Source organism: Phenylobacterium sp. (genome assembly GCF_965229015.1).
GTDB lineage: Bacteria > Pseudomonadota > Alphaproteobacteria > Caulobacterales > Caulobacteraceae > Phenylobacterium.
Genome location: NZ_CBDDIM010000001.1, coordinates 2,176,307 through 2,201,498, shown reverse-complemented (window position 1 = coordinate 2,201,498; position 25,192 = coordinate 2,176,307). Strand labels below are relative to the sequence as shown.

Sequence of the window (25,192 nt, the reverse complement as noted above, 5' to 3'; positions counted from 1 at the left end):
GTCGCGGGGAGAACGGCGATGCGGACGATCCTGGCCCTGCTGAGCCTCCTGGCGCTCGCCGCCCCCGCCCCCGCCGCGGCCCAGGCGCCCCTCGACTACAGCCAGCCGGCAAGCTGGGTCTGCCGCCCCGACGCCCCCTGCCGCGAGGACCTCACCGCCACCGTGCTGGAGGCCGACGGCGGGCGGCGGATCGAGGCCTTCGCCCCCGCCGCCGATCCGCCGGTGGACTGCTTCTACGTCTATCCCACCGTCTCCAACGGCCCGGGGATCAGCGCGCCGGCGGCGGTCACGCAGGACGAGCGCCGCGCCGTGCGCCAGCAGGTGGCCCGCCTGGCCTCGGTCTGCCGCCTCTATGTCCCGCTCTATCGTCAGATCACCGTGACCTCGATGCTGGACCGCGCCCTGCCGCCGGAGCCGGAGGCCGGCCCCCGCGCCCAGGCCGACGTCCTCGCCGCCTGGAGGCATTATCTCGGCCACGACAACCAGGGTCGCGGCGTCGTCCTGATCGGCCACAGCCAAGGCGCGGCCATGATCATCGAGCTGATGAAACGCGAGATCGACGGAACGCCCCTGCAGAGCCGCCTGGTCTCCGCCATCACGCCCGGCTTCTTCGTCCTGGCCCCGGCGGGGCAGGACGTCGGCGGGACCTTCAAGGCCATCCCCGCTTGCCGCCGCGCGGGCCAGACCGGCTGCGTCCTCGCCTGGAACAGCTATCGCGCCCAGGCGCCGATCCCGGAGGCGATGGTCATCCCCTTCCGCGACGGCCTGGAGCCCCTCTGCATCAACCCTGCGTCCTTGGCGGGCGGGGCAGGGAACCTGAAGCCCTATTTCTCGGCGACGGGCGAGACCATCATCCCCCAACTCACCGCGCCCCAGGGCCCGTGGACGAAGGGATCGGAACCCGACACCCCCTTCGTCACCCTGCCGGGCCTGCGGGCCGAATGCCGCCACGACGCCCACGGCGTCTGGCTGGCGGTGACGGGGCAGGGGGCCTTCACCGGCGACTGGATGGCGGGCGGCAATCCCGACCCCACCATGGGCCTGCACCTGCTGGACCTGAACCTGGTCCAGGGCAACCTGGTGGACCTCATCGCCGCCCAGGCCGCCGCCTACGCCGCGGGGCGCTAGCCTCGCGGCCAGCCCGGCGACCCAGGGCCTTGTCTCCGACCCGTGGGCCAATGCAGCAGGGGCGGCCTTGAACCGGGGGCGGGGGTTTGCTTTGCTGACGCCCGGGCGCCAGAGCCCCGCGCCCGACTGCGCCAGGAGACGGGATGACCCAGCACCGCGCCTACCGAATGAGCGTCGCCAAGGTCCATGCGGCCCTGGTGGCCAAGGCCGAGCGCAAGGGCCGCACCCGGGCCGAGGTCGACCAGATCATCGGCTGGCTGACCGGTTACGACCATGAGGGGCTCGCGGCCCAGCTGGCCAACAACACCGACTACGAGACCTTCTTCGCCCAGGCCCCGGCCCTCAATCCGGCCCGCGCCGACATCCGCGGCGCGGTCTGCGGCGTCCGCGTCGAGGAGATCGCCGAGCCGGTGATGCGCGAGATCCGCTACCTCGACAAGCTCATCGACGAACTCGCCAAGGGCAAGGCCATGGACAAGATCCTCAACCGCCAGCCCGCCAAGGTCTGAGGTTCGCGCCTTCAAGCCGGCTTCCCTTCCCAGGGCGTGGACCGCTCGTCCCTCCATTCGCGGGGGATGCGGGGATCAGGTGCTCACCCCTTCGTGCGAACGCGCCATGGCGCGCTTGTAGGCGTCGCGGCCGGTGGTGCGGGCGAGGTAGGCCTGCTCGGCGTCGCCGAGGGTGATCCCGCAGTTCCGTTGGCCCAGGTTCAGGGCGTAGGTCACCGAGATGTCGGCGGCCGTGAACGTCTCGCCGGCAAGATAGGGCGAGACGGCAAGCCGTTGGCTGACCAGCTTCAGCCGCTTCTGGAACGACCGCAGACACCAGGTCGCGCCCCAGTTCTCCCGCTCGCCCTCGGGTGCGATGAAGCGGCTGACGACGACGGGCATCATCAGGGTCGCGAGGCCGGCCTCGCCCAGGTGCAGAAATTGCTGATAGGCGGGAAAGGTCGGATCCTGCGGCGCGGGCGCCAGCGGCGTCGGCCCGTAGCGGGCCATCAGGTACTCCATGATCGCGATCGACTCGACCATGGCGACGTCGCCGTCCTGGATCGCCGGGATGTAGTCGGCGGGGTTGATCGCCAGGAACTCGGGGTCCTGCTCGGGCGCCAGCATGTCCACCTGCCGCACGCGGTAGGGAAGGCCCATCTCCTCCAGCACCCAGACGACCCGGATCGATCGCGAGGTCTGTCCGCCCCAAACGGTGATCATGCGCCGGCCCTTTCCTGGTGTGACTGAGGATCGAGCCTAGCCAACCCCATATGCCCGTGGCGCTCAAGCCATACGCGAAGCTTGGCTTCAGCGATGTCCGCTCGCCACCCGTCTGCGACTTCCCGAAGTCCGTTTCCGGCGATCATCGTTCATCCGCGCATTGTCCCCCCGGCCGATCGCCGTTACCCCTAGGTCCATTCAAACGCCCGTTCGCGGGCGCCCATTGGTCAGGACCCCTTTCATGAAGCTCTATTCCGGCGACCTCTCGCCCTATTCCGCCAAGGTGCGGATGCAGATCTACGCCAAGGGGATCTCCGACATCGAGATCACCCTGCCGCCCGGCTTCATGACCGGGGAGTTCCACAAGACCTCGCCGCTCGCCCGCATCCCGGTCCTCGACCTGGGGAACGGCGACCTGATCCCGGAATCCGAGGTCATCTCCGAATATCTGGAGGAGATCTATCCGCAGAACCCCATGCTGGGATCGACCCCGCGGGAGACCGCCGCCATCCGCACGGTGTCGCGCATCGCCGACATCTACCTGATGAACAACATGTTCATGCTCTCGGGCCAGGGCCGCGCCTCGACCCGCAGCGCCGACATCGTCAAGCTGCTGAGCGGCCAGGTGATCCGCGGGATCAAGGCCCTGGAGCACTACATCGGGACCGACGGCTTCGCGGTCTCCGGCCGCCTGACGCTTGCCGACTGCACCCTGGTCCCGGCCCTGTTCCTCGTGGAGAACGTCATCGGCACGGTGGAGGTGGAAAACCCCATCCCCGCCGCCCCCAAGGTCGCCGCCTACTGGGCCGCCATCCAGAAGAACGAGCACGCCGCGGCCACCCTGGTCGAGCTCCACCGCGGCCTCGTCGAACGCCGCGAACTCATCGCCAAGATGGCCGCCAAGGAAAAGGCCAAGGCGGCCGAGAAGGCCGGGGCCTAACTCCGACGCGCGCGGGTTCCTTCTCCCCTTGCGAGCCGGGTTGGATGGGGGATGGGACCTGCCCGGCAAACCCACTCCGTCATCCCGGCCGCAGCGAAGCGGAGAGCCGGGACCCAGGGGCCCAGCCTGCGGCCCCTGGGTCCCGGATCGGCCTCGCGGCCGTCCGGGATGACGATGTTTGGTTGAGGGCGAAGCGCGTCTCCTCGTTCGACCGGACACCTTCGCCCGCGAGGGGGAGAAGGATCACCCCGCCAACGGCCGCACATGCGCCACCAGCAGCCCCGCCGTCTCCGGCAGCAGATAGGCCGCGTGCCCGCCGCCCTCCACCGGGACAAACCGCGCCCCGATCTCGCGGGCATAGGCCGCCACCACCGAGCTCACCGAATAGAGGTCGGCCGCCCCCTGCAGGAACACCAGCGGCGTCGCCACCGGTCCCAGGTCGCGGGCCCGGAACCTCATCAGCTCGCCCCGCACCGCTTCATAGGCCGCCATCGCCAGCGCCCTCTGGTCGATCTCGGGCGCGCCCTCTGGCGGCGCGAAAAGGGCCGGATCGGCCGCGGCCTGCTCGGCCGGCGTCAGGGCCCCGGCATATTTGGACTTCACCGCGTCGGCGGCCGCGTCCGCATAGGGCGGCGGCCCCAGGGCCTCCAGCTCCGCCAGCGCCGCGGCGTCCCCCCGGTCCCGCGCCGCGGCCAGCACGAGGTCGTAGCTCAGGGCGTCCTGGGCCCCCCAGTCCGTGAACTGCCCGGTCCCGGCATAGATGCCGATCAGGTCGGGGCGCCGGGCCGCCATCGACAGCCCCACCACCGAGCCCCCCGACACCCCCAGCACCGCCACCCTGGCCACCCCCAGCCGCGCCCGCACCGCCTGCGCTACCGCCAGGCCGTCGGTGACCAGGCGTTCCAGGCTCAGCGCCATCGGCCCCGTCGACCCCGCCCCCGGCTGGTCCCACTGGACCACCGTGAAGGCGGCCTCCCAGGAGGCGAACAGCCGGGGCATGCGGCTGAAGGCCACCCCAGGCCCCGACAGCACCAGCAGGGGCGGGCCCCGCCCGCTCAGGGTCACCCACTGGGGCACCCCGCCGATATCGATGAAACCGCTGTCGTGGCGCGCGTCATCGCGCGGCCCCTGGGAAGGCGTCATGGCTTTGATCCGGAATCTGGAAGGAACGGGCGGCGCGCGGGCCAGCCCATCTGCGAAGATTGTCAGCCGCGAGGGGGGCCGCGCAAGCCTATTCGCCGGTCCCGCGCAGCTTGCGGGCCAGGTCCTGCAGGCTGGCCCGCAGGGCGACGATCTCCTCGCCCGGCAGGTCGAGGGCGCAGGCGAGCGCGAAGGGCACCCCGGCGGCGTCGTCCTGCAGATGACGGCCCTGGTCGGTCAGGTCCACCTGCACCCGCCGTTCGTCGGCGCGGTCCCGCGTGCGGGTCACCAGGCCGGCGGCCTCCATGCGCTTCAGCAGCGGGGTGAGGGTGCCGCTGTCGAGACCCAGCGCCTCGCCCAGGTCGCTCACCGTGCGCGGGGCCTTTTCCCACAGGGCCATCATGGCCAGGTACTGGGGATAGGTCAGGCCGAGCGGCTCCAGCAGCGGCCGGTAGGCCCGGGTCACCAGCCCGCTCGCCGCATAGAGGGCGAAGCAGAGCTGGTTCTCGAGACGCAGTTGTTGCGCGACACCCTGACGGTCACGTGTCGGCGCTGGTCGGTCTTGGGTGGTCTTGGGACTCATTGCGCCCTTACGGTTATCCCAACATCGACATTGCCGCGAACCGCATTCGAATAGGGGCAGACCTGGTGGGCCTGGGCCACCAGAGCCTCGGCGGCGGCCTGGTCGAGCCCCTGCGTCTCCACGTCCAGGCCCACCCCCAGGCGGAATCCGCCCTCGGCGCGCGGATGCAGCTCCACCGTCGAGGTGACCGCGGCGGCCGTCAGGCCGAGCTTCTGCTGGCCGGCGATGAAGCGCACGGCGTTCTCGAAACAGGCGGCGTAGCCGGCGGCGAACAGCTGCTCGGGATTGGTCGCCCCGCCCTTGCCGCCCATCTCCTTGGGCAGGGCCAGGTCGACCTTCAGCAGGCCGTCAGTGGTCTCGACATGGCCGGCGCGGCCGCCGACGGCGCGGGCCTGGGTGGAATAGAGGGCGGTCATGGGGCTATCTCCGTTTTCAATGTTACACAATTATATTGTATACAACTTAAATAGGTCAAGCCCGGTCTTCCGTCCACGGCCGCCGACACGTCTTGCCTCGGCGCCCGCCTTCCCCTCAATTGCCCCCGTGGGGTTGAGTCCGCCCACGCCGGGGGCCCAAGCCGCATGTTCCGTCCCGAAAACGCCCAGAGCCTGGTCGGTGTCGCCCTGACCCTGGCGGTCTGCTGGGCCATGTCGGAGGACCGCCGGCGCTTCCCCTGGAAGCTGGCGCTCGGGGCCATCCTCGTCCAGGTCGCCCTGGTGCTGCTGTTGTTTGGCCTGCCCGCCGCCCAGGGGGTGATCGCGGCCCTCAACGACGGGGTCGACGGCCTGGCCGCCGCCACCGCCCAGGGCACCCAGTTCGTCTTCGGCTACATGGGCGGCGGGGCCCAGCCCTACGCCGTCACCAACCCCGGCGGCCTCTTCGTCTTCGCCTTCCAGGTCCTGCCGCTGATCCTGGTGATCTCGGCCCTGTCGGCCCTGCTCTGGCACTGGCAGATCCTCAAGTGGATCACGCGGGGCTTCGGCTTCGTCTTCCAGAAGACCATGGGCCTGGGCGGCGCCTCGGCCCTGGCCGTGGCCGCCAACATCTTCCTGGGCATGATCGAAAGCCCCATCGTCATCCGCGCCTTCCTGGACAAGCTGACCCGCTCGGAGCTGTTCCTGATGATCGTGGTGGGCCTGGCCACCGTCGCCGGCTCCACCATGGTCGCCTACGCCACCATCCTGAAGGCGGTGCTGCCCAACGCCGCGGCCCACGTCCTGGTGGCCTCGATCATCTCGGCCCCGGCCGGCGTCCTGCTGGCCCGCATCATGGTGCCGGAGAAGCCCGGCCAGGGCGGCTTCTACGCGGATTACAATTCTCTCTTGAAGTATGACAGCGCGATCGACGCCATCTCCAAGGGCACCATGGACGGCCTGTCGGTGGTGCTGAACATCTCGGCCATCCTCATCGTCTTCGTGGCCTTCGTGGCCATCGGCAACGGCCTGCTCTCGGTGTTCCCGGACGTGATGGGCGCGCCGCTCACCATCGAGCGCATCCTGGGCGTGGTCTTCGCCCCCCTGGCCTGGACCCTGGGCATCCACGCCGACGAGGCGCTCAAGGCGGGCTACCTGCTCGGCGTGAAGCTGATGCTGACCGAGTTCATCGCCTTCATCCAGCTGGGCGCCATCCCCGCCGCCGAGATGACCGAGCGGACCCGGATGATCATGACCTACGCCCTGTGCGGCTTCGCCAATGTCGGCTCGGTGGGGATCACAGTCTCGGGCATGGGCATCCTGATGCCCGAGCGCCGCAACGAGATCATCGGCATGGTCTGGAAGGCGCTCGTCGCGGGCTTCCTGGCCACCTGCATGACCGCCGCCATCGTCGGCGCCATGCCCCGCGAACTGTTCGGCCAATGAGGGCGCTGGTCCTCGCCCTGGCCCTGGCGGTCGCCCCCGTCGCGGCCTTCGCCCAGTCGCTGACCGTGGTCTCCGCCGACGGCAAGACCAAGGTCCTCGCCCCCGCCGACCTCGCCGACCTGCCCCGCGCCGAGGTGAAGGTCACCCTGGAGACCGGGGCGAAGACCTATGAGGGCCCGATACTGGCCTATGTCCTGCGGGCCGGCGGCCTGCCGGTGGGCCCCAGGCTGCACGGCGATCCCCTGCGGGCCTATGTGGTGATGACCGGCAGGGACGGCTTCCAGGCGGTCTATTCGCTGGCCGAGCTGGACAAGGACTTCCACAACGACGTGGTGATCCTCGCCGACCATGTCGACGGTAAGCCCCTGGACGATAAGGAGGCCCCCTGGCGCCTGGCCTCCAGCGGCGACAAGAAGGGCTGGCGCAGTGTCTTCGGCCTGGCCCGCATCGAGGCCCGCATGGCCGATGCGCCCAAGGCGCCGGCCATGGACCACGCGCACTAGCGGAGCGTGACAGCCGGAAGTGGACGCCGGTTCCGGCGCCCGTCACGCGACCACTTATGAAGGCTTGATCAGCTCCAGGGACCGGATGCGGCTCTGCAGGTCAGGGCCCACCGCCATCACGAACACCTCGTCGGCCCCGGTGGTTCGCGCCTTGTCGTCCAGGCGCGCCTGCACGCTCGCCGCGTCGCCGACGATGCCGCGCGCCAGCACCCCGGCCAGCCGCGGATCGCCCGCCCGCTCGGCCAGGAAGGCCTGGGCCTCGGGGATGGAGGTGAACCGCCGCCGCTCGCCGTCGAGGGTGGCCAGGTTGCCGGCCCGCATGGGCGCGGCCAGCCGCTCGGCCTCGGCGGCGGTCTCGGCGGCCAGGGCGATCGTCGCCACCCCGGCCCACGGCGTCTGGCGGAAGGCCGAGGGCGCGAAGGCCTGGCGATAGGCCGCCACCGCCGGCCCGCCGTCGGCGCGGGCGATGAACTCGGCGAACACCATGCCCACCCCCACCTGACCCGCGAAGGTGGCGCTCTCCACCGAGGTGCAGAGCAGGAAGAGGTCGGGGTGCGAGGGGCCCTTGGGGTTGGCGTGGATCTCCCGGGCGGGGTGGGCGTCGGTGATCGGCTCGACATCGGCGGCGTCCAGCAGCCAGGCCGAGAGCAGCGCGAAATATTGCGGGAAGGCCTCCGAACCGGAGGTGCGCAGGGCCGCGCCGGTGCGGGGATCGGTGCCGAGCGCGCGGCCGACGCCCAGGTCGATGCGGCCGGGCGCCAGGGCCTCCAGCTCCATGAACACCTCGGCCACCTTCAGCGGCGAGTAGTTCACCAGCATCACCCCGCCCGAGCCCAGCCGGATCGTCGAGGTGATCTGGCTGGCCGCGGCGATCAGGATCTCCGGGGCCGGCGAGCCCAGCCCGCCGATATTGTGGTGCTCGGCCACCCAGAAGCGGTGATAGCCCAGCCGCTCGGCGGCCTTGGCCACCTCCAAGCTCTCGCGCACGGCTTGCGCCTGGGTGTTGGTCCCGCTGACCGGCGAGAGATCGAGGACCGAGAGGGCGTAGGTCATCTGGCGCTCCATCGCGCGCGGGAGACGACCATCTCCTCGGCGTCGTCCTCGAACTCGCCGGAGGGCACGAACCCCTCGCGGGCGTAGACAGAGCGGGCCCGGTCGTTGCCGGCCCGGACGTGCAGATCGACAGCCTCAGCCCCGGTGTTGGCGAAGGCCCAGTCCACGACGGCGCGCAGCAGGGTCGTGCCCAGGCCGCCGCCGGGCCTGGCCACCGCGATCCGCCGCAATCGCACCGTGGGCTGGTCGAACTTCTGGAAGATCACGAAGCCGGTCAGCTCGGCGCCGTCGCGCCATCCGAGGTAGCGAGCGGCGGGCGAGGCCATCTCGGCGGCGTGTTCCTCGGGCGACCACTGACCGATGAAGGCGTCATAGCCCGGCAGCCGCTCGATGCGCAGCAGGTCGGAAATGTCGCCGGGGGTCAGCGGGACCAGCATGGGTCAGGTCCTCGGCGCGGTCTTCTTCAGCACGGCGGAGAAGCTCAGCACCGGCTCGCCCTCGACCGCCATGATCCCGCGCACGAACACCATGCTGCGGCCGGCCTTCACCACCTCGCCAGTGCATTCCAGCAGGCAGCCGGGGGGCACCGCGCCGACGAACTCGCTGTTGAAGGTGGCGGTCACGCTGCGGCTGTCCTTCAGGGCGTCGCGGGCGATCACGAACAGGCAGTAGTCGGCGAAGGTCATGAGCGCCCCACCGTGCATGAAGCCGCCGCCGTTCATGTGCTTGGGCTCGGGGCGCATGGCGCAGACCGGCCGGCCGTCCTCGCCCATCCGGTAGTAGAAGGGCCCGGCGTGATCCTCGAAGGGGTCGTTGCCGTACATGGACCATCCGGCCCACTCACCTTCCTGCACCACGGCGTGCACCCAGGGATTGGTCTCGGTTTCGGTCCCGTCCATCGTCGCCCCCTTGTACGCCGGAAGCGTTTGCCCGCCGCCGATCCAAACACTAGTTTGCGGCCGCGAAGACGCGCCGCCGCAAGGCGACCTAAGTGGCGGAGAGAGATGATGCAAGGCCGGACTGTCTATCTGTGCGGGGGCCTGCGCAGCCCGATCGGCCGCTATGCCGGGGCGCTCGGCAAGGTCCGCGCCGACGACCTGGCCGCCCATCCGCTGAAGGCCCTGATGGCCGCCTATCCCAAGCTCGACTGGGGCCAGGTCGACGAGGTCATCTACGGGAACGTCAACCAGGCCGGCGAGGACAACCGCAATGTCGCCCGCATGGCCCTGCTGCTGGCGGGCCTGCCCTCGACCATTCCCGGCCTGACCGTCAACCGCCTCTGCGCCTCGGGCCTGGACGCTGTGATCGCCGGCGCCCGGACGATCGCCGTGGGGGAGGCCGACCTGATCATCGCCGGCGGGGTGGAGAGCATGAGCCGCGCCCCCTTCGTCATGGCCAAGCCCGACACCGCCTTCTCCCGCGCCCCGGAGATGTACGACACCACCATCGGCTGGCGCTTCGTGAACCCGCAGATGAAGAAGGAATACGGCGTCGACGCCATGCCGGAGACGGCCGAGAACGTCGCCACCGACTACCAGATCAACCGCGAGGACCAGGACGCCTTCGCTCAGCGCAGCCAGGCCCGCGTCGGCGCCGCCCGCGCCAAGGGGTTCTTCGAGGGCGAGATCGCGCCCCTGACGATCAAGGATCGCAAGGGCGACGTCGTCGTCTCCGAGGACGAGCATCCGCGCCCCGACACCACCCTGGCCGCCCTGCAGGCCCTCAAGCCCATCGTCCGCGAGGGCGGCACGGTGACCGCCGGCAACGCCTCGGGGGTCAATGACGGCGCCGCGGCCCTGCTGCTGGCCTCGGCCGAGATGGTCCAGAAGCTCGGCCTCGAACCGCTCGCCCGCATCGAGGGCGGGGCCTCCGGTGGCGTCGCCCCGCGCATCATGGGGGTCGGTCCCATCCCGGCGGTGGAGAAGCTCTGCGCCCGGCTGGGGATCAGCCCGCGGGACTTCGACGTCGTGGAGCTCAACGAGGCCTTCGCCGCCCAGGCCCTGGCCTGCACCCGCGCCTGGGGCCTCGCCGATGACGCCAGCCACGTGAACGCCCACGGCGGCGCCATCGCCATCGGCCATCCCCTCGGCGCCTCGGGCGCCCGCCTGGCGCTCACCGCGGCCCGCAGCCTGCACCAGTCCGGCGGCGAGCGGGCGCTCGCCACCATGTGCGTCGGTGTTGGCCAAGGCTCGGCCCTGGCGCTGGCCAAGGCATGATCCGTCCGCTGATCCTCACCGCCGTCCTCGCCCTGGCCCCTCCCGCCTTCGCCCAGGACGCCCCGGTCAAGACCGCGCCGGCGGCGTCTCCGCCCCTGGCGGGCGGCCCGGCGCCCTCGAGCGGGACCGCCGCCGCGCGGCCCACCGGTCGGCCGCCCCTGGTGGCCGCCCTGATGGCGGCCGGCTTCGACCCCCACTCCAAGCTGATCGGCGAGAGCGTCCAGGTGATGTTCGGCCAGCGGGCCACCCTTCATCTGGCCGACGGCAAGCCGGTCCTGGACGCCGTGGAGATCGGCCGCCTCGACATGGCCCTGCCCGAGGGGACCCCCGACACCTACAAGCCCCTGGAGCCCGGCAAGGTCGCCTTCGCCGTCGACTCCTCGCCGGAGAAGCGGCAGTCCTTCCTGAAGATCTGGAACGGCCTGGGCCACGCCGTGGGCTACGAGGCCGAGCTCACCGCCATCCGCGGCGGCCAGCTGGCCAAGCGCAAGGCCCAGGTCTGCGCCGTGCCCGGCGGCAGCTCCAACTACGAGATCTGGTCGGACCCGGTGCTCGCCGTCACCCTGTCCCAGATCGCCGAAATCGCCGACGACAAGATCACCTGCAAGTAAGCCCCGAGAGAGACATCATGGCCCTCGACCTGGAAACCCGCGACCAGCTCATCGACACGGTGCGCCGGTTCGTCTCCGAACGCCTGCGGCCCCTGGAGGCCAAGGTCTCCGAGGAAGACGCAATGCCCCCGGAGCTGGTGACCGAGATGAAGGAGCTGGGCCTGTTCGGCCTCTCCATCCCCGCCGAGTACGGCGGCCTGGACCTCTCCATGGAGGACGAGTGCCTGGTGGCCGTGGAGCTGGGCCGCACCAGCCCGGCCTTCCGTTCCACCTTCGGCACCAATGTCGGCATCGGCAGCCAGGGCCTGGTGATGTTCGGGACTGAGGCGCAGAAGGCCAAGTACCTGCCGGGCATCGCCTCGGGCGACATCATCACCTCCTTCGCGCTCACCGAGCCGGAGGCGGGGTCTGACTCCGCGGCGGTCCAGACGCGCGCCGTGCTGGATGGCGACTGCTACGTGCTGAACGGCGCCAAGCGCTACATCACCAACGCCAACAAGGCCGACCTCTTCACGGTGATGACCCGGACCGACGCCACCAAGCCGGGCGCCGGCGGGGTCTCGGCCTTCCTGGTGGAGCGCAACCTGCCCGGCCTCACGGTCGGCAAGCCCGAGAAGAAGATGGGCCAACAGGGGGCCCACATCTGCGACGTGAACTTCGACAATGTCCGGGTGCCGGTGGAGAACCGCCTGGGCCGGGAAGGGGAGGGCTTCAAGGTCGCCATGCAGGTCCTCGACCGCGGCCGCCTGCACATCTCGGCGGTCTGCGTCGGCGTCGCCGAGCGCCTGCTCACCGACTGCGTGGCCTACGCCAACGAGCGCAAGCAGTTCGGCCAGCCCATCGCCGCCTTCCAGCTGATCCAGGGCATGATCGCCGACTGCAAGACCGAGACCCTGGTGGCCAAGGCCATGGTCATGGAGACCGCCCGCAAGCGCGACGCCGGCGAGAGCGTCACCATGGAGGCCGCCGCCGCCAAGTACTTCGCCTCGGAGATGGTGGGCCGGGTGGCCGACCGGGCGGTGCAGATCTTCGGCGGCGCGGGCTACGTCGCCGACTACGGGATCGAGCGCTTCTACCGCGACGTGCGCATCTTCCGGATCTATGAAGGCACCAGCCAGATCCAGCAGGTGGTCATCGCCCGCGAAACCCTGAAACGAGGCGGCTGACCATGAGCATCGACATGGAGGCCGTGATCCTCGAGATCGTCGGCAAGCTCCCCGCCGGCAAGTCGGTGTCCTCTGAGGAGGTGGCCCGCGCCGCCGAGCCCGAGCGCTGGCAGCGCCTGACCGGCCACGTCCGCGCCACCGCCCGCGGCCTGGCCCGCCAGGGCCGCATCACCGTCCTGCGCCACAACAAGCCCGCCGACCCCGACACCTTCAAGGGCGTCTACCGCCTGCGCCTGCCCACCGACGACGAGCGCGCAGCGGCCTTGGCCAAGGCCGCTGAGGGGCCGACGGTGGAAACACCAGAGAGCGAAGACTAGCCCCCAATTCCTCCCCCTCCGGGGGAGGGGGACCGCGAAGCGGTGGAGGGGGTTAGGGCTTCGCCACATCGCCGGCCCAACCCCCCTCCGTCTCGCGGCCTGCGGCCACGATCCACCTCCCCCGAACCGCGCTGCGCGCTGGGGGAGGAATTGGCGTTTGCGGCTTGAGACACCAGATACCCCCCATGTCCCTCGACGCCGTCCTCGCCGACATCGCCGCCTGCCGGGCCTGCGCAGGCGAGCTGCCGCACGCGCCGCGGCCGGTGGTGATGGTCAAGCCCCAGACCCGCCTGCTGATCTGCGGCCAGGCGCCCGGCCGCCGGGTGCATGAGAGCGGCCTGCCCTTCACCGATCCCTCCGGCGACCGCCTACGGACCTGGATGGGGATCGACGCCGAGACCTTCTACGGCCGGCCGGAGATCGGGGTGGCGGCCATGGCCTTCTGCTTTCCGGGGACCAGTCCCAAGGGCGGGGACTATCCCCCGCCGCCCCGCTGCGCCCGGCTCTGGCGGCCGCAGCTGATGGCGGCCCTCCCGGATATGGAGCTGACCCTGCTGGTGGGAAGCCATGCGCAGGGATGGGCCCTGGGCGACCGCGCCAAGGCGAACATGACGCAGACCGTGCGGGCATGGCGGGACTACCTGCCGCGCTACCTGCCCATGCCCCACCCGTCCTGGCGCAACACCGGCTGGCTGAAGCGGAACCCCTGGTTCGAGGCGGAGGTTACGCCCTATCTTCGCCAAAGGGTCCAAGCCATTCTAGAGTCGTGAAGCGCCTCCTCGTCGCCCTCGCCGCCCTGATGCTCTCGGCCTGCACCCCGCTGATGGTGCAGCAGGCCGGCATGCCGCCGGCCGCCTTCTCGGGACCTCGGCTGGAGGGCGATCAGTTCGTCAGCTTCGACGGGACGCGCCTGGGCCTCACCACCTGGGCCGCCAACACGCCGGAGCCCTGGGCGGTGATCATCGGCGTCCACGGCATGAACGACTATTCCAACGCCTTCCACCTGGCCGCGCCCTGGTGGGCGAGCCAGGGGGTGACCACCTACGCCTACGACCAGCGCGGCTTCGGCCGCTCCCCCAACCGCGGGGTCTGGGGCGGGGACGAGCTGATGGTGGAGGATCTGCGCACCATGGCCGCCGTGGTCCGCGCCAAGCACCCCAAGGCCATCGTCGTGGTGGCCGGCGAAAGCATGGGCGGCGCCGTCACGGTGCAGGCCTTCGCCTCCGACCGTCCCCCCACCGCCGATCGTGTGGTGCTGCTCTCGCCGGCGGTCTGGGGCTGGTCGACCCAGCCCCTGCCCTACAAAACCACCCTGTGGTTCGCCGCCCGGCTGACGGGATCGAAGGTCTATACGCCCCCGGAATGGCTCACCAAGCGTGTGGCGCCCACCGACAACCGCGAGGAGCTCGTCGCCATGGGCCGCGATCCGCTGATGGTCTGGGGCGCGCGCTCCGACACCCTCTACGGCCTGGTGGCGATGATGGAGCGGGCCTGGCGGGAGACCGGCCAGATCAAGGTCCCGGCCCTCTATCTCTACGGCGCCCATGACGAGATCATCCCCAAGCGCCCGGCCTTCGAGGCCGCCAGCCGCCTGAAGCCGGGGGACCGCACCGCCTATTACGCCCAGGGCTGGCACCTGATGACCCGCGACCGCCAGGGCCCCAAGGTCTGGGCCGATATCCTCAGCTATGTCCGCGATCCCGACCAGCCCCTGCCGTCGGGCGCCCCGCCCATCCCCCGGCCGCGCCACCCGCGCGGCGGTCCCGCCACCACATCGGCGGGGTTGTGAGATGGGTCGCGGGGGCGTAGAGCCGGGTAAATCCTTCCCCACTTCGAGCCAGTTCTCAGCATGACCCTGTTCGATCACCCCGCCTTCGAGGGCCATGAGAGCGTCAACGCGTTCTTTGACGAGAAAACCGGCCTCAAGTGCATCATCGCGGTCCACTCCACCGCCCTGGGTCCGGCGGCGGGGGGCTGCCGCATGTGGCCCTATGCCAGCGCCGACCTGGCCCTGGAGGACGCCCTGCGGCTCTCCCGCGCCATGTCCTACAAGAACGCCATGGCCGACATCCCCCTGGGCGGCGGCAAGGCCGTGATCATCGGCGACAGCCGCACCCAGAAGACCCCGGCCCTGTTCGAGGCCTTCGGCCGCGCGGTGGACTCCCTGGGGGGCCGCTACTGGACCGCCGAGGACGTCGGCGTCTCGGTGGCCGACCTGACCCACGCGCGGCGCCAGACCCGCTATGTGGCGGGCCTTGAGGGCCACCCGGCCGCCTCTGGCGATCCGTCGCCGGTGACCGCCGAGGGGATCTTCCGGGGCGTGAGGCTCAGCGTCCGCAGGGCGCTGAACCGTGACCTGGACGGCGTCACCGTGGCGATCCAGGGGGTCGGCCATGTCGGCGCCTACCTGGCCGACAAGCTGCACGCCGCCGGCGCCCGGCTGATCCTCACCGACACCAACGTCGAGGCCCTGCGCGCGGTGGCCGAGCGCACCGGCGCCAAGGTGGTCAGCCCCGCCGACATCTTCGAGGCCGACGCCGACGTCTTCGCCCCCTGCGCGCTGGGCGGCGCCATCAACGCCGAGACCCTGCCGCGCCTGCGGGCCGGAATCATCGCCGGCGGCGCCAACAATCAGCTGGCCAGCCCGGAGATCGGACGCGCCCTGTTCGAGCGCGGCATGCTCTATGCGCCGGACTACGTGATCAACGGCGGCGGCATCATCAACGTCGCCGCCGAGATCGCCGCCCTGGAGGCCGGGACCAGCTTCGACCCCGCCTGGGTCGCCGCCAAGCTCGACCGCCTGATGGAGACCCTCGACGAGGTCCTGTCCCGCGCGGCGGCCGAGCGCCGCCCCACCCACGAGGTCGCCAACGAAATGGCCAAGGCCCGCATCGCCGCCGCGGCCCAGGCCAAGCTCGCGGCCTAGGACCCCTTCCGGCTGGAGCCGAGGTTCAGGCTCGAAACGACCATCGCAAGGCCAGCGAAGGTCGGAAGCCCTCCGAACATGAGCAGGATCGGCGTCGCCTCGAGGTTGCCCGACCCCAGCATCGGCAGCCCGAGGGCGACGGTGCAGGACCCGCACAGGGTGGCCATCATGATCCCGATCCCGAAGAGGATGGGATCGCGAATGCGCGGCTGGCGCGCGGATCCCCGGTTCGGATCCTCAGACATCGGGCCTTGGCTTCCGTAGCGCCTTGCCGCCGAAGTAGAGGCCGACGCCGAACAGGATCGGCACGAGGCCGGCGGCCAGGGCGACGATCAGGATGACGATGCCGTATCCGTCGTCGCCGCCCTGGATCGCGGCGACCAGGCCCACCCCCGCATAGCCCAGGGTGCAGAGACCGGAGAGGGCCGCCATCAGGCCGCCCACCGCCATCAGGGCCGTGCCGAACAGGCGCCTCGCTGACCGCGGCTCGCTCATCAGAGTCTCCCCTGTCCGCGCGCCAGGGCGGCCGCGCCCTCGGCGCCCGGGCGATAGAAGGTGTTGTAGGTGTCGAAGGGGATGATCCGCCCGTCCGGCTGCACGAAGTGGACGCAGGAGCGCTTCACGGTCCCGAGGTCGAAATTGTATCGGTCCAGGAACTGCGAGATCACCACCCGGAAGGTGTGCTCATAGCCCAGGTCCTGAGGCACGGCCGCTTCAGGCAGGCAGCAGAGCAGGGCGCCCAGCTTGTCGGAGGTGTCGCCCTGGGCCGTCGACAGCGACAGCAGATCGAACACCTTCTGCTGCAGCTCGGGATAGGCCTCGAAGGTGACGGTGTTGGGGGCCGCGGCCACGAACAGTTCGCGCGGCAGCATGGCGGTCACCGGCTCGACCCGGTCGCCGCTGCGCAGGCCATAGCCGATGCAGATCTGGTCGGGATTGCAGGGCAGGGGGATCAGGTCCTCCAGGGCGAAGACGCCGGCCTTGGCGATCTCCCGGCGGATCTCGGTGAGCACGATGCGGTGGGTCTTGGGATCGAAACCGTCGTTGCGGCCGGCGTCCTGGATCGGCTGGAAGGTCACCCCGCGCACGCAGCGCCATTGCAGGGCGTGGCGCACGATGTCGGCCACCTCGTGGTCGTTGACCCCCTTCTTCAGCGTCACCACCAGGGTGGTGGAGATGTTGTTGCGCTCCAGCGCCGCCAGGGCCTGCTGGCGCACGTCGCGCAGGTCGGCGCCGCGCAGCTCCATCAGGGCGTCGCGCTGCAGGCTGTCGAACTGCAGATAGACCTCGAACCGGGGCATGAAGGCCGCCAGCTTCTCGGCGAAGCCGGCTTCGCGGGCGATGCGAATGCCGTTTGTGTTGATCATCAGGTGGCGGATCGGCCGGGCCCGCGCGGCGGCCAGGATCTCGAAGAACTGCGGGTGCAGGGTCGGCTCGCCGCCGGAGATCTGCACCAGGTCCGGCTCGCCTTCTGACGCCACCAGGATGTCGAACATCTTCTCGATCTCGGCGAGCGGCCGGTGCGCCTCTCGCTTGACCGAGGACTCGGCGAAACAGACCGGGCAGGAGAGGTTGCAGGCCTCGTTGACCTCGACGATGGCCAGGCAGGAGTGCTGCTCATGGTCGGGGCAGAGGCCGCAGTCGAAGGGGCAGCCATGATCGGTGCGGGTCTGGACGTTCAGCGGCCGGTCCCCGGGCTTCAGCCAGTCCTTCTGCGCCTTCCAGTAGCCGAGGTCGTCGCTGATCAGGGTCTTCTGCACCCCGTGCTCGCGGCAGCGCTTCAGATAGAAGACGTTCTGCCCCTCGGAGATGATCTTGGCCGGGACCAGGGCCAGACAGGTCTCACACAGGCTGGTGGTCTGACCCTGGAACAGATAGGGCGCGCTCTTGCGCGAGACGCTCTGCGCGTCGGTCGCGCTGATAGTAGACCCATCCATAGGCGACCAACCCCAGACACAGAATATGGAAGAGGTTAAACGGCCCCAGCAACCTGGGATAGGGCTTTAGGAACTCCCAGGCGAAGCGCTGCAGGCCGTACCAGCCGCACATGACGTAGAAGCCGCGCGTCATGGCCCATGACCTGCGCCGCGCCAGGCCCTCCAGATAGACCGCCAGGAACAGGGCCATGGCCGCGCTCTCGTAGAGCTGCACCGGATGGCGGCCGATGCCGTCGCCCAGGTCCACGGCCCAGGGGCGCGCGGTGGGCGTCCCATAGGTCCCGTCGGCGAGGCCCGCGAACAGGCAGCCGAACCTCCCGATCACGACGCCCAGGGCGAAGGGGCCGACGAAGACCCCGCCGGTCGAGCCGGTGACGCCTCTCGCGAGCTTGTAGATCTCCACCCCCAGGATGGCCCCGGCCAGGGCGCCGACGACGCTGTGGGACAGGGCCGGGTGGGCGCCTTGCAGGCTGTTGACCGAGCCCAGCAGCCAGGCGGCGGGAATGGCCCCGGCGGCGAGGGCCACGAAGTAACCGCCATCCACCTTGCGGGCCAGCCGGTCGGCGGTCTCCCGCATCCGCCAACGATAGAGCGCGACGCTGAAGGCCAGGCCCGAGAGCCAGGCGGTCAGGTCGAACGCGGTGTGCGCCCAGGGGGCGGTGGGAACCTCGATCATCCTGGCCCCACCGGCTCGCCTAGAGCCGCGCCAGCCGCGCGGTTCGGGGTTCCTGGACGAAGACCAGCAGGGTGGCCAGGGCCAGGACCAGGAAGCCGATGGAGGTTCCGAACACCGCGGGATAGCCGAGCTGGTCGGCCATCACCCCGGCCACCAGCGGGCCGATCGAGGCCATGATCCCCTCGGCCATGGAGGAGATGGCGATGCGCATTGGCATCTCCTCGCGGCTGCCGAACTCCAGGATCATGGTCTGGGCGGCCATCATGTAGCCGGACTGCGAGCCGCCCAGCCCGAAGAAGGCCAGGAAGAAGGCCCAGGGCTGGTGCACGGTCATCAGCAGGATGGTGGACGCCACCGAGATGGCCATCGACAGGATCAACACCAGCTTGAATCCGGTCTTGTCGCCCATATAGCCCCAGACCAGGTTGGAGATGGCGTCGGCGCCGATGAAGCACAGGCCCAGGACCCCCAGGAACGTGCCCGCCCCGACGGCCCCGTGGACGTCGCCGCTCACCGTCATCAGGTGGGTGACATAGATGGCGTAGAAGGGGGTCGCGGCCCGGCCCGCTGTGCCGGCCATCTGCATGACCAGGAACCAGGCGTAGCTCTTGTCGCCGAGGATGAGGCGCGGGAAGTCCTTCAGGCGGTCGCGGAACCCCGAGCGCGCGGGCAGGTTCGGCGGCTCGGGCTCCTTGAGCAGCAATTGCAGGGCCCATAGGCCGCAGGTGGTGAGGAAGGCCGACAGCGCGAAGGTGGTGGAGTAGCCGTTGCCAAACAGGTCGGCCTTGATGATGTATTTGCCCGCCGCATAGGCGAGCGCCGCGGCGATCAGGGATCCTGTGGCGTTGCGCCAGGCCTGCAGCCGCCCGCGGCGGCTGAGCGGGATGACCTTGGCCATCAGGAAGCCGAACACCACCCGCTGCGTGCCCATGAACAGGCCGAACAGGAACATCAGCACCATCATGGCGATGACCAGGGGCTGGCCGTGCAGGAACCAGCCGGCCAGCGCCATGCCGACGATCTGGACGCGGGCCAGGCCGCCCATCCAGATGGCGGCAGGCATCACCTTCTTGCGGTGCTCGATCTGGGTGGCGCCGAACACCGGCGAGATCACGCTGCCGAGCTGCTGCAGGCCGAGCGCCAGGCCCACCAGGGCGTTCGAGCCGGAAATCAGGTGCAGGTAGGCGGGCAGGAAGGTCGGTGCGTTCACCAGCCGGAAGCCGGTCATGCCCAGCATGCCGTGCAGGTAGTTGCCGATATAGTTGCGCTTCAGATTGTCCCAGACGAACTTCTCATAGGCGGCTTCCTTGTCCGCCATTGTCTCGCCTTCGGGGGCGCCGGCCTCGCCGGTCGTCACCAGATCGTCCCTAATGATTTTCTCTTCCAATGCGTCCCGCCCGCGCGCGCAGGGGAGTGAAAAGCCGCGCAGGGCTCTCCCTTCATAAACGGATAAATTCAATCCCTTCGGTCTAGCAGAGTCCCCCAGCAGGGAAACCCCAAACCCTGGCGACGCGACATCACGTTCCGTCGGCGGGCCGGCGCAGCAGCATCAGGGCGCCGAAGGCCAGGACCGAGCCCGCCGCCATCACCGCCAGGGCCAGGTTGGCCGAGCGGTCGATCATCAGGGCGAAGACGAAGGGCGACAGCGCCTGCAGCAGCCGGGCCGGCACGTTCAGCACGCCGAGCCTGCGGCCGTAGTTGCGCGATCCGAACAGCGCCAGCGGCAGGGCGCCGCGCACGATGGTGAAGAGCCCGTTGCCCGCGCCGTAGAGGATGGTGAAGGGGGCCGCGGCGACGCCACCCAGCGCGATCAGCAGCACCGCGCCGATGGGGAACAGGGAGACCGCCACCCGTCCCGAGACCAGGGGGTGGATGCGGCGCACCAGGGCGAACTCCGCCAGCCGCGCGGCCACCTGGGCCGGCCCCACCAGGGCCGCGGCGCCGACGGCCGCGGCCGGGCTGACCCCCAGGGCGCCCAGCAGGGGCGGCAGGTGCGCCGACATGGCCGAGCCGATGGCCGCCAGCACCGCGAAGGCCGTGGCCATCAGGATCATCTTGGAAAGGTCGCCGGGAACCGCGGCGTCGCTCACCGGGACGGCGTCGGCCGCGGGCTCGGGCTTCGGCGCCGGGGCGCGGGGCAGGCTCAGGTGCAGGGGCAGGGCGATCAGCAGGTTCAGGGCCGCCCAGGCCAGGCAGGCGCCGCGCCAGCCCACCTGATGCTCCAGCCAGGCGGTCAGCGGCCAGCCGATGGTGCTGGCGAAGCCGGCGATCAGGGTGACCCCGGTGATCGAGCGCCGCGCGTCGGCGCCGAACCAGCCCACCAGGCCGGCGAAGGCGATGTCGTAGAGCCCCGCCGACATGCCGAACCCGATAACGAACCAGGCGGCGATCAGCACGGCGGGGGTCTGGGCGATCGCCAGGCCCACCAGGCCCGCCGCGAACAGCAGGCTGGCGGCGGTGAGCGGCAGGCGCCCGCCGCGATGGTCCACCAGCTTGCCGATGCGGGGCCCCGTCACCGCCTGCAGCAGCAGGGCGGCGGAAAAGGCCAGGAAGACGCCCGAGGTGGACATCCCCACATCGGCCGCCATGGGCTTGGCCAGGGTCGCGGGCAGGTAGGTGCTGCACGCGTAGCCGATGGTCTGGGTCACCCCCAGAGTCAGGACCGCGCGGCGCGGGGTGAAGGTGGCGCGGTCAGTCAATGGCTCCGGGCTCCCCTCGCCAGATGGCGTCGGGGCCTAGCCTAGCCGGAGTCGCGTGCTCCGTGAGCGGAGCAGACGCGGCGCTTCAGATCCCGGGCGGCTCGAGCCGACCTAATGCCCCGGCCGCGGCTGGAAGGAGCGCGGCTCCTTGGCCTTGACGGGCTTGGCCTCCGGGGTCCGCCCGTGCTGCGGCGTGGGCGCGGACTTGGGGAAGCTGAAGTTGAGGGATGGGTCTTGCTGGTCGAAGCCTCGTGTCATGGGCTGTTCCTCCCGTACGCCACTGTCGCTCACGCCACGGCCATCTGTGTTTCAGCCGGGCGCACATCTACGTGAATCGAAAGCTCGCTCCGGCCCGGATCCCCCAGGATCACCCCGCTGACCGGAGTGGCCTCGGCCGGCGTGCGGCTGACCGCCACCGGGATCAGGTCGGCGGATTCGGCCAGGCCGTTGGTGGGGTCGAACTCCATCCAGCCGAGGTCCGGCAGGAAGACCTCGCACCAGGCGTGCGTCGCCCCGGCGCCCCGGACGCTGGAATGGCGCGGCGAGTAGAGATAGCCGGTGACGAAGCGCGCGGCGTAGCCCAGCCGCCGCAGGGCCTCCACCATCAGCCAGGCGAAGTCGCGGCAGGTGCCTGAGCCGATGGTGACGGTGAAGGCGGGGGTCTGCACCCCCTCCTCATCGCGCCGGCGATAGTCGAAGTGCTGGTGGATGTAGCGGTTCAGCCGCTGCAGGAAATCCAGCGCCGGCTCATAGGTCCCGCCCGCCTGGGCCCGCACCCAGTCCAGCAGCATGCCGTTGGGGTCGTCGGTGGCCGGGTCGATGAAGGGGTCCAGCACCGTGCGGTCGCCGCGGTCGTAGACGATGGGCATGGCGGTGTGGGGATTGTCGATTCGCAGCGGCGCCAGGGGGGCGGGGAAGCGCTCGATGGTGAGCTCGCTGACCACCGACAGTTCAGTCGACCGGCCCTGGGGGGTCATCAGGCAGACGCAGTTGCCCAGGGCGTCATAGACCCAGCGGGTCGAGGCCTGCTGCGAGAAGGTGAGGTGTGCCTCCACCACGCGGGTCGCGTGGCTGTCGCGCGGACGCAGCAGCAGGCGGTGCAGGCCAAAACCCACCGGCCGCTCGTAGAGGTAGCGAGTCTCGTGACGGATTGTGAGCCGGGCCATCGTTCGCGTCGAACGAGCGGAGGCGGCCGAGGTTCCGGCCGCCGCAGCGCGACTAGGGCTTCGTCGCCCCACCCGACCCGTCACCAGCCCCCTGGCCGCCGGTCGTGCCGACGCCGGCGCCTTCCGCGGCGGGGGAGGTGGCCTGCATGGGCGGCGGGGAGCCGTCCGCGGGAACCGCGCCGGTGACGCCGGCGTCCGGGGCGGTCTGCGCGCCGGTTCCCGCCACGGCGTCGGTGTCGGGCATGGCCGCGCCGGTGGCGTTGGGTTTGCCGTTGCAGGCGGAGACGGAGAACGCCAGGGCCGAAGCGGCCGCCAGGGTCAGGATCAGTCGCATGGGAGCTCCTTGGGTGCGTTGAAGCTGCAACGACCGGCGCGCCGCACCGTTCCGCGGACGCTCGCCGCCCCTCTGCGGCCACGCTTGGCGCGCCGCGCGCATGTGGTATGGACGCCGCTCCCCTGGGCCTCGCGCCCCTGGACGCCCCTGCGAATGACCGACCCCGAAGCCGAACCGCCCAAGCCGACGCCCGACGCGCCGGATCCCGCGGAGACTCACGATCCGGCGCCTGAGATCGGACCGGGCAGGACTCCGGGCGCCGATCCTGAACCCGAGACCGAGGTGGACCTTGAGGCCGGCCCGGACCCGGAGGTCGAGTCCATCCCCGACCCCGAGGCTGAACCGGCCGCAGACGCCGGGCTTCAGCCGGAGCCCGTCGCACCTAGCGTCGCCGACGCCGCCGACGGCCCCCCGCCGATCTGGATGCGCCGGCCCTGGCAGATCGCCGCCGCCGCCGCGGCGGTGGTCCTCGCCCTCATGGCGTGGCTGATCTGGTCCCTGCCCCTGGGCCGGGCGCTCGAGCCCCTGAGCGACTCCAGCCTGATCCTGGTGGCGTCGGACGGACGGCCGATCGCCAGCCGCGGCTCCTACAAGGAGGCGCCCGTCGAGGTCGCCAAGCTGCCGAAATACGTGCCCGGCGCCTTCATCGCCATCGAGGACCGGCGCTTCTACAGCCACCTGGGGATCGATCCGAAGGCGATCCTGCGGGCCCTGAACGCCAACGCCAAGGCCGGCGGCGTCTCCGAGGGCGGCTCCACCATCACCCAGCAGCTGGCCAAGAACGCCTTCCTGTCCAGCGACCGCACCCTGCGCCGCAAGGCGCAGGAGGCGCTGATCGCCCTCTATCTGGAAGCCCGGCTTTCCAAGGACGAGATCCTCTCGCGCTATCTCTCCTCGGTCTATTTCGGCCAGGGCGCCTTTGGGCTGCGCTCCGCCGCCCGGCAGTATTTCGACAAGACGCCCGAGACCCTGACGATCGGCGAGGCCGCCATGCTGGCCGGGATGGTCAAGGCGCCCTCGCGCCTGGCCCCCACCGAGAACTTCGCCGGCGCCAAGGCCCGCATGCGGGTCGTGCTGGGCGCGATGGTCGACACCAAGGTGATCACCCAGGCGCAGGCCCGCCAGGCGATCCGCACCATCCGGGTCGACGTCGGCCGCAAGAAGCTGCCCACCGGCTCCTACTTCGCCGACTGGGTCATCCCCCAGGCGAAGGAGGCGATCGAGGCCAGCTACGGCGAGACCGTGGTCAAGACCACCCTGGACAGCAACCTCCAGGCCCAGGCCGAGAAGATCCTCGCCCGCGCCCTGGACCGCGACGGCAAGGTGCTGAACGCCAGCCAGGGCGCCCTGGTCGCCATGCGCACCGATGGCCGGGTCGTCGCCATGGTGGGCGGCCGCGACTACAAGGTCAGCCAGTTCAACCGCGCCGACGCCGCCCGCCAGCCGGGCTCGGCCTTCAAGCTGTTCGTCTACCTCGCCGCCCTGCGCGAGGGCTGGACCCCCACCAGCCCGATCCTCGACGCCCCCGTCGAGGTCTCCGGCTGGAGGCCGAAGAACCACGAGGTCAAGTACGCCGGCCGCATGGTGCCGCTGATCACCGCCTTCGCCGGCTCCTCCAACGTGGCCGCCGTGCGCCTGGCCAAGGAGATCGGTCGCGACAAGATCGTCCGCACCGCCCGCGACCTCGGCGTCACCGAGCCGATCCCCAACGACCTGACCCTGGCGCTCGGCACCGGGCCCATGAGCCTCGTGCAACTGACCGCCGCCTATGCCGCCATCGACGCGGGCGAGGCGCCGGTGATCGCCCATGGCCTGGCCAACTGGCGCAAGCCCCCGGGCGTGCACAAACTGTCGAAGAAGGAACTGGCCGGCATGCGCGACCTGCTGCGCTCGGCCACCCAGCGCGGCACCGGCATCGAGGCCGCCATCCCCGGCGCCTTCGGCAAGACCGGCACCACCCAGGATTATCGCGACGCCCTGTTCGTCGGCTATGTCGGCGATCTGGTGGTGGGCGTCTGGGTCGGCAACGACAACAACGCCTCCATGAACGGCGTCGTGGGCGGCGGCCTGCCCGCCAAGATCTGGAAGGAGTTCGCCTCCTACGCCGTGGCCCGCAGCGCCCCCAGGGCCGCCCTGGTGGAGGCCCCGCCCGTGGAGACCGAGGACCTTGCCATCCCCGAACTTCCGGTCGACGGCGCCCTGCCGGAGGGGGCCGAAGCCCCCACCGCGGAAAGTCCGCCCGGCGTCCCCGCGCCGCCAACGGCTCCGGCGGCGGAGGTTGCTCCAGCCGCGCCAGCGCCGGCTACGGACGTCCCCAAGACCTAAGCTCACCCCCAACCCCGCTCATCCCCGCGAAAGCGGGGACCCAGGCTTTTTTGTTCAGACCAACTCTCCGGCCCTATCCACCCATCCCGGATTGAACCGTCGATCAGCTCGAGCTTCCAGGCCCGGTTCCATTTCTTCATCTGCCGCTCGCGGCGGAAGGCCCCCTCGCGCGTCTCGAACACCTCATAGTGGACCAGGATCGAGACGTTGTACTTGGCGGTGAAGCCGGGCCGCTGCTTCTCCCGATGCTCCCAGCTTCGTCGCGACAGGCTGTCGGTCGACCCGATGTAGAGCGTGCCGTTGCGCTGGCTGGCGACGATGTAGGTGTAGAAACTCATCGACTTAAAAACCTGGGTCCCCGCTTTCGCGGGGATGAGCGGAATTTTGAAGCGTCACAATAGT

General features: G+C 70.5%; 30 protein-coding genes. 13 read left to right on the top strand and 17 right to left on the bottom strand.

Going from position 1 to position 25,192, the window contains the following annotated elements; genetic code table 11:
• Window positions 1-18 precede the first annotated feature (18 nt).
• Both ACO06I_RS11095 and ACO06I_RS11090 read left to right on the top strand, forming a co-directional pair.
• Window positions 19-1,128 carry a DUF3089 domain-containing protein gene (locus ACO06I_RS11095; RefSeq protein ID WP_421932627.1) on the top strand — a complete coding sequence of 370 codons (1,110 nt, stop codon included), beginning with the start codon at window positions 19-21 and terminating at the stop codon, window positions 1,126-1,128.
• Window positions 1,129-1,271: 143 nt separating this feature from the next.
• Window positions 1,272-1,637, top strand: coding sequence for a DUF2200 domain-containing protein (locus ACO06I_RS11090; RefSeq protein ID WP_421932626.1), 366 nt, complete (start codon window positions 1,272-1,274; stop codon window positions 1,635-1,637).
• A 75-nt stretch (window positions 1,638-1,712) separates the two neighbouring features.
• On the opposite strand, the gene ACO06I_RS11085 is transcribed toward ACO06I_RS11090, so the two are convergent.
• The gene (locus tag ACO06I_RS11085; protein WP_421932625.1) at window positions 1,713-2,339 is read right to left on the bottom strand and encodes a glutathione S-transferase family protein; all 627 of its coding nucleotides are present in this window, start codon (window positions 2,337-2,339) and stop codon (window positions 1,713-1,715) included.
• Between the two features lie 241 nt (window positions 2,340-2,580).
• Here ACO06I_RS11085 and ACO06I_RS11080 point away from each other — a divergent pair, with 241 nt between their 5' ends.
• A complete protein-coding gene (locus ACO06I_RS11080) occupies window positions 2,581-3,279 on the top strand; it encodes a glutathione S-transferase family protein (RefSeq protein WP_421932624.1) in 699 nt (232 codons plus the stop codon).
• 243 nt (window positions 3,280-3,522) lie between these two features.
• On the opposite strand, the gene ACO06I_RS11075 is transcribed toward ACO06I_RS11080, so the two are convergent.
• The 3 genes from ACO06I_RS11075 to ACO06I_RS11065 form a co-directional block, all read right to left on the bottom strand.
• A complete protein-coding gene (locus ACO06I_RS11075) occupies window positions 3,523-4,422 on the bottom strand; it encodes an alpha/beta fold hydrolase (RefSeq protein ID WP_421932623.1) in 900 nt (299 codons plus the stop codon).
• An 88-nt stretch (window positions 4,423-4,510) separates the two neighbouring features.
• The gene (locus ACO06I_RS11070; RefSeq protein WP_421932622.1) at window positions 4,511-5,002 is read right to left on the bottom strand and encodes a MarR family winged helix-turn-helix transcriptional regulator; all 492 of its coding nucleotides are present in this window, start codon (window positions 5,000-5,002) and stop codon (window positions 4,511-4,513) included.
• A complete protein-coding gene (locus ACO06I_RS11065; RefSeq protein ID WP_421932621.1) occupies window positions 4,999-5,418 on the bottom strand; it encodes an organic hydroperoxide resistance protein in 420 nt (139 codons plus the stop codon). Before ACO06I_RS11065 ends, ACO06I_RS11070 begins: the two co-directional genes overlap by 4 nt.
• Before the next feature lie 165 nt (window positions 5,419-5,583).
• Here ACO06I_RS11065 and ACO06I_RS11060 point away from each other — a divergent pair, with 165 nt between their 5' ends.
• Complete coding sequence (locus ACO06I_RS11060) at window positions 5,584-6,861, top strand: NupC/NupG family nucleoside CNT transporter (protein ID WP_421932620.1); 1,278 nt, start codon at window positions 5,584-5,586, stop codon at window positions 6,859-6,861.
• A complete protein-coding gene (locus tag ACO06I_RS11055; protein WP_421932619.1) occupies window positions 6,858-7,364 on the top strand; it encodes a hypothetical protein in 507 nt (168 codons plus the stop codon). Before ACO06I_RS11060 ends, ACO06I_RS11055 begins: the two co-directional genes overlap by 4 nt.
• Window positions 7,365-7,418: 54 nt before the next feature.
• On the opposite strand, the gene ACO06I_RS11050 is transcribed toward ACO06I_RS11055, so the two are convergent.
• The 3 genes from ACO06I_RS11050 to ACO06I_RS11040 are packed head-to-tail and all read right to left on the bottom strand — an operon-like array spanning window position 7,419 to window position 9,316.
• Window positions 7,419-8,417 carry an MsnO8 family LLM class oxidoreductase gene (locus ACO06I_RS11050; protein ID WP_421932618.1) on the bottom strand — a complete coding sequence of 333 codons (999 nt, stop codon included), beginning with the start codon at window positions 8,415-8,417 and terminating at the stop codon, window positions 7,419-7,421.
• Window positions 8,414-8,854 carry a GNAT family N-acetyltransferase gene (locus tag ACO06I_RS11045; protein WP_421932617.1) on the bottom strand — a complete coding sequence of 147 codons (441 nt, stop codon included), beginning with the start codon at window positions 8,852-8,854 and terminating at the stop codon, window positions 8,414-8,416. Before ACO06I_RS11045 ends, ACO06I_RS11050 begins: the two co-directional genes overlap by 4 nt.
• A 3-nt stretch (window positions 8,855-8,857) precedes the next feature.
• A complete protein-coding gene (locus ACO06I_RS11040; protein ID WP_421932616.1) occupies window positions 8,858-9,316 on the bottom strand; it encodes a PaaI family thioesterase in 459 nt (152 codons plus the stop codon).
• Window positions 9,317-9,424: 108 nt separating this feature from the next.
• Here ACO06I_RS11040 and pcaF point away from each other — a divergent pair, with 108 nt between their 5' ends.
• From pcaF to ACO06I_RS11005, 7 genes are all read left to right on the top strand, one after another.
• On the top strand, window positions 9,425-10,633 hold the full coding sequence (gene pcaF, locus ACO06I_RS11035) for a 3-oxoadipyl-CoA thiolase (protein ID WP_421932615.1): 1,209 nt from the start codon (window positions 9,425-9,427) through the stop codon (window positions 10,631-10,633).
• Window positions 10,630-11,244, top strand: coding sequence for a hypothetical protein (locus ACO06I_RS11030; protein ID WP_421932614.1), 615 nt, complete (start codon window positions 10,630-10,632; stop codon window positions 11,242-11,244). The genes pcaF and ACO06I_RS11030 overlap by 4 nt, the downstream gene beginning before the upstream one ends.
• A gap of 17 nt (window positions 11,245-11,261) precedes the next feature.
• Complete coding sequence (locus ACO06I_RS11025; protein ID WP_421932613.1) at window positions 11,262-12,410, top strand: acyl-CoA dehydrogenase family protein; 1,149 nt, start codon at window positions 11,262-11,264, stop codon at window positions 12,408-12,410.
• A 2-nt stretch (window positions 12,411-12,412) separates the two neighbouring features.
• Window positions 12,413-12,727, top strand: coding sequence for a DUF3253 domain-containing protein (locus ACO06I_RS11020; protein WP_421932612.1), 315 nt, complete (start codon window positions 12,413-12,415; stop codon window positions 12,725-12,727).
• 185 nt (window positions 12,728-12,912) lie between these two features.
• Window positions 12,913-13,497, top strand: coding sequence for a uracil-DNA glycosylase family protein (locus ACO06I_RS11015; RefSeq protein WP_421932611.1), 585 nt, complete (start codon window positions 12,913-12,915; stop codon window positions 13,495-13,497).
• Window positions 13,494-14,516 carry an alpha/beta hydrolase gene (locus ACO06I_RS11010; RefSeq protein WP_421932610.1) on the top strand — a complete coding sequence of 341 codons (1,023 nt, stop codon included), beginning with the start codon at window positions 13,494-13,496 and terminating at the stop codon, window positions 14,514-14,516. Before ACO06I_RS11015 ends, ACO06I_RS11010 begins: the two co-directional genes overlap by 4 nt.
• Window positions 14,517-14,576: 60 nt before the next feature.
• Window positions 14,577-15,653 carry a Glu/Leu/Phe/Val dehydrogenase dimerization domain-containing protein gene (locus tag ACO06I_RS11005; protein ID WP_421932609.1) on the top strand — a complete coding sequence of 359 codons (1,077 nt, stop codon included), beginning with the start codon at window positions 14,577-14,579 and terminating at the stop codon, window positions 15,651-15,653.
• On the opposite strand, the gene ACO06I_RS11000 is transcribed toward ACO06I_RS11005, so the two are convergent.
• From ACO06I_RS11000 to ACO06I_RS10960, 9 genes are all read right to left on the bottom strand, one after another.
• The gene (locus ACO06I_RS11000) at window positions 15,650-15,898 is read right to left on the bottom strand and encodes a hypothetical protein (RefSeq protein ID WP_421932608.1); all 249 of its coding nucleotides are present in this window, start codon (window positions 15,896-15,898) and stop codon (window positions 15,650-15,652) included. The two genes, ACO06I_RS11005 and ACO06I_RS11000, sit on opposite strands and share 4 nt — an antisense overlap.
• Complete coding sequence (locus tag ACO06I_RS10995; protein WP_421932607.1) at window positions 15,891-16,148, bottom strand: hypothetical protein; 258 nt, start codon at window positions 16,146-16,148, stop codon at window positions 15,891-15,893. Before ACO06I_RS10995 ends, ACO06I_RS11000 begins: the two co-directional genes overlap by 8 nt.
• On the bottom strand, window positions 16,148-17,590 hold the full coding sequence (locus ACO06I_RS10990) for a radical SAM protein (RefSeq protein ID WP_421932606.1): 1,443 nt from the start codon (window positions 17,588-17,590) through the stop codon (window positions 16,148-16,150). Before ACO06I_RS10990 ends, ACO06I_RS10995 begins: the two co-directional genes overlap by 1 nt.
• Window positions 17,496-18,266, bottom strand: a complete 771-nt coding sequence (locus tag ACO06I_RS10985; RefSeq protein ID WP_421932605.1) for a prolipoprotein diacylglyceryl transferase — start codon at window positions 18,264-18,266, stop codon at window positions 17,496-17,498. Before ACO06I_RS10985 ends, ACO06I_RS10990 begins: the two co-directional genes overlap by 95 nt.
• A 19-nt stretch (window positions 18,267-18,285) precedes the next feature.
• Window positions 18,286-19,623 carry an MFS transporter gene (locus ACO06I_RS10980; protein ID WP_421932604.1) on the bottom strand — a complete coding sequence of 446 codons (1,338 nt, stop codon included), beginning with the start codon at window positions 19,621-19,623 and terminating at the stop codon, window positions 18,286-18,288.
• Window positions 19,624-19,783: 160 nt separating this feature from the next.
• Window positions 19,784-20,965 (bottom strand): MFS transporter, encoded by a 1,182-nt coding sequence (locus tag ACO06I_RS10975; protein WP_421932603.1) that lies wholly within the window; start codon window positions 20,963-20,965, stop codon window positions 19,784-19,786.
• Between the two features lie 111 nt (window positions 20,966-21,076).
• On the bottom strand, window positions 21,077-21,223 hold the full coding sequence (locus ACO06I_RS10970) for a hypothetical protein (protein WP_421932602.1): 147 nt from the start codon (window positions 21,221-21,223) through the stop codon (window positions 21,077-21,079).
• 29 nt (window positions 21,224-21,252) lie between these two features.
• A complete protein-coding gene (locus tag ACO06I_RS10965) occupies window positions 21,253-22,131 on the bottom strand; it encodes a transglutaminase family protein (RefSeq protein ID WP_421932601.1) in 879 nt (292 codons plus the stop codon).
• A 52-nt stretch (window positions 22,132-22,183) separates the two neighbouring features.
• Window positions 22,184-22,465 (bottom strand): hypothetical protein, encoded by a 282-nt coding sequence (locus ACO06I_RS10960; RefSeq protein WP_421932600.1) that lies wholly within the window; start codon window positions 22,463-22,465, stop codon window positions 22,184-22,186.
• 153 nt (window positions 22,466-22,618) lie between these two features.
• Between ACO06I_RS10960 and ACO06I_RS10955 the strand changes: the two genes are divergently transcribed.
• Window positions 22,619-24,790 carry a transglycosylase domain-containing protein gene (locus ACO06I_RS10955; protein ID WP_421932599.1) on the top strand — a complete coding sequence of 724 codons (2,172 nt, stop codon included), beginning with the start codon at window positions 22,619-22,621 and terminating at the stop codon, window positions 24,788-24,790.
• A gap of 2 nt (window positions 24,791-24,792) precedes the next feature.
• On the opposite strand, the gene ACO06I_RS10950 is transcribed toward ACO06I_RS10955, so the two are convergent.
• Complete coding sequence (locus ACO06I_RS10950) at window positions 24,793-25,128, bottom strand: GIY-YIG nuclease family protein (RefSeq protein ID WP_421932598.1); 336 nt, start codon at window positions 25,126-25,128, stop codon at window positions 24,793-24,795.
• Window positions 25,129-25,192: the final 64 nt, after the last annotated feature.

Coding starts and splice junctions, on each gene's coding strand:
- ACO06I_RS11040 (WP_421932616.1), bottom strand. CDS start 9,316: ATGGACGGGACCGAAACCGAGACCAATCCCTGGGTGCACGCCGTGGTG.
- ACO06I_RS11015 (WP_421932611.1), top strand. CDS start 12,913: ATGTCCCTCGACGCCGTCCTCGCCGACATCGCCGCCTGCCGGGCCTGC.
- ACO06I_RS11080 (WP_421932624.1), top strand. CDS start 2,581: ATGAAGCTCTATTCCGGCGACCTCTCGCCCTATTCCGCCAAGGTGCGG.
- ACO06I_RS11075 (WP_421932623.1), bottom strand. CDS start 4,422: ATGACGCCTTCCCAGGGGCCGCGCGATGACGCGCGCCACGACAGCGGT.
- ACO06I_RS11030 (WP_421932614.1), top strand. CDS start 10,630: ATGATCCGTCCGCTGATCCTCACCGCCGTCCTCGCCCTGGCCCCTCCC.
- ACO06I_RS11045 (WP_421932617.1), bottom strand. CDS start 8,854: ATGCTGGTCCCGCTGACCCCCGGCGACATTTCCGACCTGCTGCGCATC.
- ACO06I_RS11020 (WP_421932612.1), top strand. CDS start 12,413: ATGAGCATCGACATGGAGGCCGTGATCCTCGAGATCGTCGGCAAGCTC.
- ACO06I_RS10965 (WP_421932601.1), bottom strand. CDS start 22,131: ATGGCCCGGCTCACAATCCGTCACGAGACTCGCTACCTCTACGAGCGG.
- ACO06I_RS10950 (WP_421932598.1), bottom strand. CDS start 25,128: ATGAGTTTCTACACCTACATCGTCGCCAGCCAGCGCAACGGCACGCTC.
- ACO06I_RS11095 (WP_421932627.1), top strand. CDS start 19: ATGCGGACGATCCTGGCCCTGCTGAGCCTCCTGGCGCTCGCCGCCCCC.
- ACO06I_RS11025 (WP_421932613.1), top strand. CDS start 11,262: ATGGCCCTCGACCTGGAAACCCGCGACCAGCTCATCGACACGGTGCGC.
- ACO06I_RS10960 (WP_421932600.1), bottom strand. CDS start 22,465: ATGCGACTGATCCTGACCCTGGCGGCCGCTTCGGCCCTGGCGTTCTCC.
- ACO06I_RS11085 (WP_421932625.1), bottom strand. CDS start 2,339: ATGATCACCGTTTGGGGCGGACAGACCTCGCGATCGATCCGGGTCGTC.
- ACO06I_RS11005 (WP_421932609.1), top strand. CDS start 14,577: ATGACCCTGTTCGATCACCCCGCCTTCGAGGGCCATGAGAGCGTCAAC.
- ACO06I_RS11065 (WP_421932621.1), bottom strand. CDS start 5,418: ATGACCGCCCTCTATTCCACCCAGGCCCGCGCCGTCGGCGGCCGCGCC.
- pcaF (WP_421932615.1), top strand. CDS start 9,425: ATGCAAGGCCGGACTGTCTATCTGTGCGGGGGCCTGCGCAGCCCGATC.
- ACO06I_RS11090 (WP_421932626.1), top strand. CDS start 1,272: ATGACCCAGCACCGCGCCTACCGAATGAGCGTCGCCAAGGTCCATGCG.
- ACO06I_RS11060 (WP_421932620.1), top strand. CDS start 5,584: ATGTTCCGTCCCGAAAACGCCCAGAGCCTGGTCGGTGTCGCCCTGACC.
- ACO06I_RS10970 (WP_421932602.1), bottom strand. CDS start 21,223: ATGACACGAGGCTTCGACCAGCAAGACCCATCCCTCAACTTCAGCTTC.
- ACO06I_RS11055 (WP_421932619.1), top strand. CDS start 6,858: ATGAGGGCGCTGGTCCTCGCCCTGGCCCTGGCGGTCGCCCCCGTCGCG.
- ACO06I_RS10995 (WP_421932607.1), bottom strand. CDS start 16,148: ATGAGCGAGCCGCGGTCAGCGAGGCGCCTGTTCGGCACGGCCCTGATG.
- ACO06I_RS10955 (WP_421932599.1), top strand. CDS start 22,619: ATGACCGACCCCGAAGCCGAACCGCCCAAGCCGACGCCCGACGCGCCG.
- ACO06I_RS11070 (WP_421932622.1), bottom strand. CDS start 5,002: ATGAGTCCCAAGACCACCCAAGACCGACCAGCGCCGACACGTGACCGT.
- ACO06I_RS10990 (WP_421932606.1), bottom strand. CDS start 17,590: ATGGATGGGTCTACTATCAGCGCGACCGACGCGCAGAGCGTCTCGCGC.
- ACO06I_RS10985 (WP_421932605.1), bottom strand. CDS start 18,266: ATGATCGAGGTTCCCACCGCCCCCTGGGCGCACACCGCGTTCGACCTG.
- ACO06I_RS11000 (WP_421932608.1), bottom strand. CDS start 15,898: ATGTCTGAGGATCCGAACCGGGGATCCGCGCGCCAGCCGCGCATTCGC.
- ACO06I_RS11050 (WP_421932618.1), bottom strand. CDS start 8,417: ATGACCTACGCCCTCTCGGTCCTCGATCTCTCGCCGGTCAGCGGGACC.